Origin of the sequence: Yoonia sp. (assembly GCF_046498525.1) — a bacterium.
Lineage (GTDB): Bacteria > Pseudomonadota > Alphaproteobacteria > Rhodobacterales > Rhodobacteraceae > Yoonia.
Window position 1 is genome coordinate 1 of sequence record NZ_JAWOAN010000044.1, and the last position, 9,894, is coordinate 9,894.

The following is a 9,894-nucleotide window of genomic DNA, read 5'->3' on the forward strand; positions in this document are numbered from 1 at the left end:
ATCAAGGGCATGGTTAAGGCCGCGCTGCCCAGCAGGACCGCCTGCACCAGCGAAGCTTCCGTGGTCTGCATCCCGATCCAGTAGATCAAGAAGTAGGCAAAGACGGCCGACGCTACGTCGACGGGAATCCAGCTTAAGATGCGCATGCCGACGGTGTAGCGCCAGTCACGGTTGCGGAGCACGAAGCGCAGGCTCTCCAGTGGACGGGCGGGCGCCTCGGCCTGGAAGCCGGCCCGCTCACGGGTGCCGAAGAAAGCGACGAGAATCGTGGTGACGAAAACCGCGCTGGACAAGAGCCCCATGACCCAGAAGGCGGTCCGCTCATCCGGCGCTGCGTCGAGCACCAGAGAGAAACCGATTGCGGTGATGAGCCCGGCGATGATGGAGATAAACATCCGGTACGAGGTGAGGGAGGTTCGCTCGTCGTGGTCGAGTGTCAGCTCCGGTGTCAGAGCGTAGTAAGGACAGCTGACGATGGTAACGGCGGTGTCAAAGAGGATGTAGATCAGGGCGAAGTAGAGCGCTTTCAGCAACTGGTCCTCGATCGGCGGCACCCACCACATCAGGGCGAAGGTCACCCCGTAGGGCAGAGCCCCAAAGAGCAGGAAAGGGCGCCGGCGCCCCCATCGGGTGCGCGTGCGGTCGGACCACAATCCTACCAGGGGGTCGTTGATCGCGTCCCAGATCCCCCCGATCAGAATCGTCAGTCCGGCCAGGCCAGGCTTCAACCGAGCGATGTCGGTGAGAAAGAATAGATACCAGAAGGGGACGATGGTCCCCGGCCCGGCGGAGTGTGCGACATCTCCGAGGCCGTAGGTCAGCTTCTCTTGGAAAGAGAGCTTCTCGGGCTGAGGTGTCTCGGTGCCGGTTTCTTTGTCGCCATACATGATGTACCCCCTACCGCGATATCAAGGGCCATGACGGTCTGAGTGGGTTCTAGGTAGAGGCCAGGAATGCCTGAAGGGCCTCCTGCCATGGTCGCAGCCGGATCCCCAGGGCAGCGGCAGCCGTGTTTGCCAGGGGCGCGAAGCGGGGCGGGGTCGAATCCCGGTCGAAAGCGTCCAGGGTGATCGCCTCAATGGGCACATCCTCCCGCCCGGAGATGCGAAGGATTTCCCGAGCAAGATCGAGACGGGAAGCGTAGCCCGCGTTGGTGAGATGGTAGACGCCGTAGGCGTCGGTCTCGATGAGCTGGGCCAGAGCCTGTGCCAGATCCGGGGCGAAAGTGGGATTCCCCACCTCGTCGGTGACCACGCGGAGTTCTCCGAGCTCGTCGGCCAGCTCGATGATGCGGTGGGGGAAGTTTCTCCCTTCCGGAGCGATGGCTGACGGCGATCTGCACGTCGCCTGAGGCCATGGCGGCGGACATGGCGGTGCCGGTGTCGAAGCTGACCCAGTTGACAGTGACGCCCATTTCCTCGTCATACGTACCGTTCACCTTGGCGTACTGGAACGGCATCGGCCATTCGAGGAAATACGCAACGGTGATTTCTTCGTGTCCGGCGGCAAAAGCCTGTGTGGCACCTGTCATCAGTGCGACACCAGCAGCAGCGCCCATAAGTGCGTTCTTGATAGTCATCGTTTATCTCCCGTGTTGCGGCCCTTGGCTTAAGGGCACTTTATGGCGGTTTGCCCGCCTTGCATTTATAGCTGAACATGAAAAAGCTGTTGTTCCAAGCCTCGACATAGACAACTGGTTATTTGGCGCAGTTTGAACGCCTGATCGGCCTTGCCCCCTTTGGCTGCTTGGAAAAGAGGCAAGTCTGGGCAGAGCGAAAGAAATTCAGCGCCTGACGTCAATCTTCGATTTCGCGTTTTACCGGCCTGAATTTGCAGCAAGCACGCCAAGCGATTGAACTTTTCAGATATTTATTCAGTACGTTACGTTACTTTCGCCTTCTACTGGACCACAAGTTTGGTTCCGTTTGGCGCTATCTAAGCGATCAAACTGGCCCTATTGAGAATGCTCAAGCTATTGGCACAATGTTGAAGTTGTGGGCGATCTACGGACGGATTCGCGCCGCCGCTTCTCTATTCATTATCGGAGCAATGGACATGGATACGCAGACATTCGCAAACGACCCCGACAACGTGATCGAAGCAGACCGGGCACATGTCTGGCACCACCTGAGCCAGCACAAGCCCTACGAGACGATAGATCCCCGAATCATCGTCGAAGGCAAAGGCCTGCGGCTTTGGGACATCAGGGGCAAAGAGCACATCGACGCCGTGTCAGGCGGTGTCTGGACAGTGAACGTGGGCTATGGCCGCGAGCGCATCGGCAAGGCGATCTCTGACGCCGTCACCAAGATGTGCTTTTTCGGCGGCTCCGCCGGCACGATCCCCGGCGCCCAATTTGCCGAAATGCTGATCGACAAGATGCCCGGACTTGACCGCGTCTATTATGCCAACTCCGGATCGGAAGCGAACGAGAAAGCCTTCAAGATGGTCCGCCAGATCAGCCACAAGCATTATGGAGGCAAGAAACAGAAGATCCTTTACCGCGAGCGTGACTATCACGGCTCGACCATCGCGACGATGTCAGCAGGTGGTCAGGACGAGCGCAACGCCCAGTACGGACCTTTTACACCCGGTTTTGTCCGCGTGCCGCACTGCCTCGAATACCGCTCGCAGGATGGGTCCGTTGGTGAAGAATATGGCGCAAAGGCTGCGCAGGCGATCGAGGATGTGATCCTTGCCGAAGGTGCCGACACCATCGGCGCGCTTTGCCTTGAACCGATCACCGCAGGCGGCGGTATCATCGTGCCACCCAAAGGCTATTGGGAACGTGTGCAGGAAATCTGCCGCAAATACGATATCCTGCTGCACATCGACGAGGTTGTCTGCGGCATCGGCCGCACCGGTACATGGTTCGGTTATCAGCAGTTCGGCGTCCAGCCCGACATCGTGACGATGGCGAAAGGCGTGGCTTCCGGCTATGCGGCGATTTCATGCTGTGTCACCACGAACCGCGTTTTTGACATGTTCAAGGATGACACGGATCACCTTGGGTACTTCCGCGATATCTCGACCTTTGGCGGTTGCACCGGTGGTCCGGCAGCAGCGATCGAGAACATGAAAATCATCGAGGAAGAAGACCTGCGCGGGAATTCCGTTGCCATGGGCGAGCACCTTCAAGGCAATTTGCATGGGTTGATGGAAAAGCACAAATGGATCGGCGACGTGCGCGGCATGGGCCTTTTCGCAGGTGCGGAACTTGTGAAAGACCGCGACACCAAGGAACCTGTCGATGAAAAACATGTCGGCGCCATTGTGGCCGATTGCATGGCGCAGGGCATCATCATCGGTGCAACGAACCGCTCCTTGCCCGGATACAACAACACATTGTTGTTTGCGCCATCACTGATCGCGACCGCTGACGATCTGGATCAGGTGACAGCTGCGGTCGACGAGGCTATCACCCGCGTATTGGGTTAGATTGTAGATGGTGCAGGGACCGCAAATTCCTGCACCAATTCTTCTTGAGGCGGATGCAGCGTCTTGGACGTGGCAACGGTCGCAAGGCACATTGTGCCGAGCACGGCGATAAACGCGATTTGCAGCAGTTTCATGAACAATGTCCGAATGGGATGATCTTGAGACGGGTCAGGTCGGTTTTTCCGTCGCAGATTTTGAGCGATTCAACAAAAATTCGTCACGCCGCAAACCGGCGTGGCTTGCAGTTTGTCGAACTTAGGTCCAGCCTGAACGCCTAACTAAGGCCAGACCATGTCGATTTCTGTCGAAACATTCTTTCTTGATCCCTCTGCCGAAGGCACGCTGCAGGCACGCATTCAACAAATGGTCGCGCAGGGCATCCTTGCCGGGCGGTTCCGCCCCGGTGAACGGCTACCCTCTTCTCGCAAGATGGCCACACATTTGGGCGTCAGCAGGATCACGGTGACGCTGGCCTATACCGAGCTGGTCGCGGATGACTATCTGACATCGCGCGGACGGTCCGGTTATTTTGTTTCCGACAACGCCCCGGAACCACCCGCATTTCCCGCCCAGCGCTTTCATACGGGCACAGTCGATTGGGCGCGTACGATCGGGCAGCGCTTCACCCCCGGCCTGAGCCTCGACAAGCCAGCAGACTGGGCCGATTACCGGTATCAATTTATCTATGGTCAAACCGACAAGACGCTGTTCGACAGCGCCAACTGGCGGCTTTGTGCCCTACGCGCGCTTGGCATGCGGGATTTCAGCGCGCTGACGTCGGACTACTTTGACGGAGATGATCCGCAACTGGTTGACTTTATCGCACGGCAAACCCTGCCCCGCCGCGGCATCCTTGCGAACCCTGACGAAATCTTGATCACCATGGGCGCGCAGAACGCGCTTTGGCTGTCCGCACAGGTGCTCCTCAACAGCCGGCGCCGCGCGGCGATCGAAGACCCCTGTTATCCGGCACTGCGCACGATACTGACGCAATCGCGCTGTCAACTCAGCGTCGTTCCGGTGGATGAGGACGGGCTTCCGCCGCAGGACCTGCCCGACCAGACCGATGTGGTCTTTACCACCCCGAGCCACCAATGCCCCACCGCAGCGACAATGTCGCTGGAACGCCGCCAAGCGCTGTTGGACAAGGCCGAGGCAGAAGATTTTGTGATTGTCGAGGACGATTACGAATTCGAGATGTCCTTTCTCAAGGCACCCTCTCCATCGCTGAAATCGCTCGATAAAAACGGGCGCGTCATTTACGTCGGTTCATTCTCGAAATCATTGTTTCCGGGCCTGCGCCTTGGCTACCTTGTCGGCCCTGCGCCGTTCATCCGCGAGGCCCGCGCCCTGCGCGCCACCGTTCTGCGCCATCCGCCCGGACATATCCAGCGCACGGTCAGCTATTACCTGTCCTTGGGCCATTACGATGCCCTAGTTCGCCGCATGAGCAAAACCTACCATGAGCGCAGGCAAGTGATGGTGGATGCCCTGAATGAGCATGGGCTGACCATTGCCGGACAAGGCACCTATGGTGGCTCTTCCGTCTGGCTGAAGGCACCACCGGGAACCAACACAACGGAACTTGCCGAGAAACTGCGTGCAAAAAGTGTGCTTGTCGAACCCGGCGCACCCTTCTTCGCGAGCGAGACCCCACCACAGGAATTCTTGCGTCTGGCTTACTCGTCGATCCCCTCCTCACGCATTCCAGAGGGAATTCACTTGATTGCCGAGGCGATCCAAAGTAACTAGTTTTTGAGACTACCGGTCTCAAAAAAGTTTACTCTGGCATTAGGGACGGAGGCAAATTGGACCTAACGTCAGAACGGTGCAGAACATAATCTCACCGCAGCGAAAAGAGGGGATTCTGCCCCCCTGTTTTCCATGGAATTTTAGGGAAGGACCCACCGCCATGAAGATGACCACTGAAGAAGCATTCGTCAAAACGCTGCAAGCGCACGGCATTCGCCACGCTTTCGGAATCATCGGCTCTGCCATGATGCCAATCTCTGACATCTTCCCCAAAGCGGGCATCACATTCTGGGACTGCGCCCATGAAATGACCGCAGGCATGATGGCCGATGGCTACACCCGCGCAACCGGCGAAATGTCGATGATGATCGCACAAAACGGCCCCGGCATCACGAACTTCGTGACCTCTGTAAAGACCGCTTACTGGAACCACACACCTTGCCTGCTGGTCACGCCACAGGCGGCCAACAAGACAATCGGTCAGGGTGGTTTTCAGGAAATGGAACAGATGAACCTGTTCAAAGACTGTGTTGCCTATCAGGAAGAAGTCCGCGACCCGACCCGTATTTGCGAAGTGCTGGCACGTGTCATTGCAAAAGCAAAGCGTCTGTCCGGCCCTGCGCAAATCAACATTCCACGTGATTTCTGGACGCAGGTCGTCGACATCGAAATCCCCGAGCCGATTGAGTTTGAAGTGTCCCCCGGCGGGTCTGATTCCATCGCAAAGGCGGCCGAGCTACTGTCCACCGCGAAATTCCCGGTCATCCTGAACGGTGCCGGCGTTGTTCTGGCGACAGGCGGCATCGAAGCCTCCCGCCTGTTGGCAGAGAAGCTCGACGCCCCTGTCTGCGTCGGCTACCAGCACAACGATGCCTTCCCCGGCAACCACCCGCTTTTCGCTGGTCCTCTGGGTTATAATGGGTCCAAGGCAGGCATGGAGCTGATCAGCAAAGCTGACGTCGTTCTGGCACTCGGAACACGCTTGAACCCGTTCTCGACCCTGCCCGGATACGGCATTGATTACTGGCCCACCGACGCAAAGATCATTCAGGTCGACATCAATCCCGACCGCATTGGTCTGACCAAGAAAGTCACAATCGGGATCGTCGGCGACGCAGCCAAAGTCGCAAACGGCATCGCGGCACAGCTGTCCGATGACGCAGGCGACGCAGGCCGCGCCGAACGCAAGAACATGATCGCACAGACCAAATCCGCATGGGCACAGGAACTGACCTCGCTTGACCACGAGCAGGACGATCCGGGCACCACATGGAACGAGCGTGCGCGCGCCGCCCGCCCTGACTGGATGTCACCCCGTCAGGCATGGCGCGCCATTCAGGCGGCGATGCCGGAAGATGCGATTATTTCTTCTGATATCGGCAACAACTGCGCGATCGGTAATGCCTACCCGAGCTTCCCGACTGGTCGCAAGTATCTGGCGCCCGGCCTCTTTGGGCCATGCGGCTACGGTCTGCCTGCGATCATCGGTGCAAAGATCGGCCAGAGGGATGTGCCTGTAATCGGTTTTGCAGGTGACGGCGCATTCGGCATCTCTGTAAACGAACTGACAGCGATTGGCCGTGAAGAGTGGCCGGCCATCACACAGATCGTCTTCCGTAATTACCAGTGGGGTGCTGAAAAGCGGAACTCTACCCTCTGGTTCGACGACAACTTTGTCGGCACGGAACTGGACATGAAAGTGTCCTATGCAGGCATTGCCAACGCGTGTGGCCTGAAAGGTGTTCAAGTTCACACGATGGACGAACTGACAGCGGCATTGAACGAAGCGATCAAGGATCAGATGGAAAACGACACAACCACGCTGATCGAGGTCATCCTCAACCAGGAACTGGGCGAGCCGTTCCGCCGTGACGCAATGAAGAAGCCTGTCGAAGTGGCCGGCATCTCTGCCTCCGACATGGCAGCCGAATAAGCTTGCCATTCGATCTTGGCCCCGGCACAGCGGCGGCCCTTGCAATTGCATTGCTTGGGGCCGCCTACGTCCGGGGCTATTCGGGTTTCGGGTTCTCTGCGATTTTTATCGCTTTTGCGGCCTTGGTGACAAACCCGCTTCCTCTGATACCGGTGGTCTTTGCATGCGAAGTGTTGATGACAACCTTTCAGGCCCGCAGCATCCGCAGTCATGTGGACTGGCGCCGCATTTCGTGGCTGCTCTTGGGCGCGGCCATTGCACTGCCATTCTCGGTGAGCGTGATGCTGTCTGTGGGCGAGGAGACAGCCCGTATCACGATTTCCACGATCATTTTGGTGATGTCGCTGATGCTTTTGACCGGCTGGACACTCAAGACGCGCATCGGGCCTCTGGGCCATGGCGGTGTCGGCATCCTTTCGGGCATCTGCAACAGCGCAGGCATCGGGGGCTTGCCTGTTGCCGCGTTCATGTCGGCACAACCGATGGAAGCGGCGATATTTCGTGCGACCATGATTGTGTATCTCACCGGACTCGACCTGATCACGCTGCCTCTGCTTTGGGCGGGCGGCCTGGTAACATGGGACACGGCTGTCGCCGTGGCAATGGCCTTTCCGATCCTCGGGTTGGGCATTTGGCTGGGCAGCCGGAAGTTTCTGTCCGCTTCCCCTTCGACATTCAGGCGATTTGCGGTGATGCTGCTTTTGGCACTCTCCGTTCTGGGTCTGCTCCGCGTACTTATAAGGATGTAAGATGACATCTCCGTTTCTCTCCACCCGTGAAGCGCAAGCGCCCGCCGATCTGATCGCCCGCGCTCAGACCTTTGGCGCCCCCCGCGTCGCTATCGCCCGCGCCGGATCGCCTTTGCCGATGGAAGCAGCCAAAGATGCGACCAAGGCAGGTCTCATGGTGCCGGTGTTCGTGGGCGAGGCAGACATGATCCGCGCTGAAGCCGAAAAGCTGAACTGGGATATCTCTGGCTATGCGCTGCACGACACCACGGGCGAGGAAGAAGCCGGGCGAACCGCGGCGGCCCTTTGCGGCGCAGATGAGGCGGATGTCCTGATGAAGGGGCAGTTGCACACCGATGTGTTCATGAAATCCGCCGTATCCCGCGATGCAGGCCTGCGCACAGGTCAGCGGTTCGTGCATATCTTTCATATTTCACATCCTGACGGCGGCAAGCCGATCCTGATTTCGGATGCCGCCGTGAACGTGGCCCCCGATCTGGCAACGCGGCAGTCTGCCATTGTCGAGGTCAAGAAGCTGCTGAACAAACTGGGCAATGACCGCCCCAAGATCGCGATCCTCTCCGCGACCGAGAGCGCCATTCCATCTGTTCCCTCCTCCATGGAAGGCAAGGAGCTTGCCGATTGGGCGCGCGCTGAACTGGAGGGTGTCGATGTGTCAGGCCCGCTCGCGTTTGATCTGATCATATCACCCGAGGCCGCCGCGACAAAGCGACTGACCGATGATCCGGTCGCGGGTCGGGCCGACGCAATCATCGTCCCTGACATCGTCTCGGGCAATGCGCTGTTCAAAGCATTTGTCTACCTGACCGGCGGCTGTGCCGCTGGTGTCGTGACCGGCGCGAAAGTGCCGATCCTGTTAACATCGCGTGCCGATCCACCGGCAGCGCGGATCGCATCTGCGGCCCTTGCCGCCATCAGCTGCGGGTTGCCAAAGTGATCCTAGTTCTGAACGCTGGCTCTTCCTCGTTGAAAATCGAGGTGTTCGATGAAGGGTTGATCTCTATCATTTCTGGCCGTGTGACGAATCTTGGCACCGTGGGTGAGCTGAGACTGGGCGGGGCAACGTCACAGGTCGCGGCCCGTGATCATGCCCATGCGCTGGAGCTGATGCTAGGCGGGTTGGCCGAAGCCGGATTTCCACTCGCGTCCTTTGCGGCGGCGGCGCACCGCATTGTCCACGGCGGCGCTGTCTTGACCCAACCGGCAAGGCTGCGCCCACCGGTGATCGCCACAATAGAAAGCGTCATCCCGCTAGCGCCGCTGCACAATCCAAACAACCTTGCAGGCGTCTATGCGCTTCAGCAGTTGGCCCCAGAGTTGCCGCAGTATTGCAGTTTCGGCACTGCCTTTCATGCCACCAACCCCGAGGTCGCAACGCGCTATGCCATCCCTCAGGTGCATCATGATGCAGGCATCCGGCGCTACGGTTTCCACGGGCTGTCCTATGCCAATTTGGTCGCGGACTTTGGCGATGCACTGCCCGCGCATCTGCTTGCGTTCCACCTTGGAAACGGGGCCAGCCTTTGCGCCATCCGCAATGGCAAATCAATCGCGACGTCGATGGGGTATTCCCCGTTGTCCGGCCTGACGATGGGCACGCGTTCAGGTGATATCGACGGCGCAGCGGTTCTGCGGATTTCCAAATCGCTGGGCGAGGACGACACTGACAGGATGCTCAACAAGAACTCCGGTCTGCAGGCGCTCGCGGGTGACAACAACATGAAGACGCTGCTGGAGCGCGAGGACGACGCCGCCAAATTCGCGGTGGAACATTTCTGCTACTGGGCCGCACGTCATGCCGGTTCCGCTGTCGTGGCGATGGGTGGGCTTGATGCCGTCGCCTTCACCGGCGGGATTGGAGAGAATGCAGCGCCGATACGCGAACGGATCATGGAATTGCTATCATTTTTTGGCGATGTGCCGGTGCATGTCATGGCGGCAGACGAAGAAAAACAAATTGCCCGGGATGCCTTTGCCCTGATCGCGGAAGGCCGCTGAATGTTCGAAACCCTGCTGACTGCC

9 protein-coding genes and 1 pseudogene are annotated in these 9,894 nt (G+C 58.7%); 6 read left to right on the plus strand and 4 right to left on the minus strand.

Annotated elements, in window-relative coordinates:
* The 3 genes and pseudogenes from R6T97_RS03050 to R6T97_RS03060 all read right to left on the minus strand — a co-directional run.
* A partial coding sequence (locus R6T97_RS03050) for an MFS transporter (protein WP_410347837.1) occupies positions 1-887 on the minus strand: 887 nt, incomplete at its 3' end.
* 49 nt (positions 888-936) lie between these two features.
* Complete coding sequence (locus R6T97_RS03055) at positions 937-1,425, minus strand: sugar nucleotide-binding protein (RefSeq protein ID WP_410347838.1); 489 nt, start codon at positions 1,423-1,425, stop codon at positions 937-939.
* Positions 1,325-1,579, minus strand: a pseudogene (locus tag R6T97_RS03060) (glycine betaine ABC transporter substrate-binding protein); the annotation flags it as partial. The pseudogene R6T97_RS03060 and the gene R6T97_RS03055, both read right to left, overlap by 101 nt.
* 476 nt (positions 1,580-2,055) lie before the next feature.
* Between R6T97_RS03060 and R6T97_RS03065 the strand changes: the two are divergent.
* Entirely contained in the window at positions 2,056-3,438 is a 1,383-nt protein-coding gene (locus R6T97_RS03065; protein WP_410347839.1) for an aspartate aminotransferase family protein, read from the plus strand.
* On the opposite strand, the gene R6T97_RS03070 is transcribed toward R6T97_RS03065, so the two are convergent.
* Positions 3,435-3,572 (minus strand): hypothetical protein, encoded by a 138-nt coding sequence (locus R6T97_RS03070; RefSeq protein WP_410347840.1) that lies wholly within the window; start codon positions 3,570-3,572, stop codon positions 3,435-3,437. The two genes, R6T97_RS03065 and R6T97_RS03070, sit on opposite strands and share 4 nt — an antisense overlap.
* A 157-nt stretch (positions 3,573-3,729) precedes the next feature.
* Here R6T97_RS03070 and R6T97_RS03075 point away from each other — a divergent pair, with 157 nt between their 5' ends.
* The 5 genes from R6T97_RS03075 to R6T97_RS03095 all read left to right on the plus strand — a co-directional run bounded on the left by R6T97_RS03075 (position 3,730) and on the right by R6T97_RS03095 (position 9,870).
* Positions 3,730-5,190: a PLP-dependent aminotransferase family protein gene (locus R6T97_RS03075; RefSeq protein WP_410347841.1), complete on the plus strand. Its 1,461-nt coding sequence runs from the start codon at positions 3,730-3,732 to the stop codon at positions 5,188-5,190.
* A 160-nt stretch (positions 5,191-5,350) separates the two neighbouring features.
* Complete coding sequence (xsc, locus tag R6T97_RS03080; RefSeq protein WP_410347842.1) at positions 5,351-7,123, plus strand: sulfoacetaldehyde acetyltransferase; 1,773 nt, start codon at positions 5,351-5,353, stop codon at positions 7,121-7,123.
* Positions 7,120-7,872 (plus strand): sulfite exporter TauE/SafE family protein, encoded by a 753-nt coding sequence (locus R6T97_RS03085; protein WP_410347845.1) that lies wholly within the window; start codon positions 7,120-7,122, stop codon positions 7,870-7,872. Before xsc ends, R6T97_RS03085 begins: the two co-directional genes overlap by 4 nt.
* Before the next feature lies 1 nt (position 7,873).
* Positions 7,874-8,809 (plus strand): phosphate acyltransferase, encoded by a 936-nt coding sequence (locus R6T97_RS03090; RefSeq protein WP_410347843.1) that lies wholly within the window; start codon positions 7,874-7,876, stop codon positions 8,807-8,809.
* Positions 8,806-9,870: an acetate/propionate family kinase gene (locus R6T97_RS03095; protein WP_410347844.1), complete on the plus strand. Its 1,065-nt coding sequence runs from the start codon at positions 8,806-8,808 to the stop codon at positions 9,868-9,870. The genes R6T97_RS03090 and R6T97_RS03095 overlap by 4 nt, the downstream gene beginning before the upstream one ends.
* Positions 9,871-9,894: the final 24 nt, after the last annotated feature.

Coding starts and splice junctions, on each gene's coding strand:
- R6T97_RS03055 (WP_410347838.1), bottom strand. CDS start 1,425: ATGACGAGGAAATGGGCGTCACTGTCAACTGGGTCAGCTTCGACACCG.
- R6T97_RS03065 (WP_410347839.1), top strand. CDS start 2,056: ATGGATACGCAGACATTCGCAAACGACCCCGACAACGTGATCGAAGCA.
- R6T97_RS03070 (WP_410347840.1), bottom strand. CDS start 3,572: ATGAAACTGCTGCAAATCGCGTTTATCGCCGTGCTCGGCACAATGTGC.
- R6T97_RS03075 (WP_410347841.1), top strand. CDS start 3,730: ATGTCGATTTCTGTCGAAACATTCTTTCTTGATCCCTCTGCCGAAGGC.
- xsc (WP_410347842.1), top strand. CDS start 5,351: ATGAAGATGACCACTGAAGAAGCATTCGTCAAAACGCTGCAAGCGCAC.
- R6T97_RS03090 (WP_410347843.1), top strand. CDS start 7,874: ATGACATCTCCGTTTCTCTCCACCCGTGAAGCGCAAGCGCCCGCCGAT.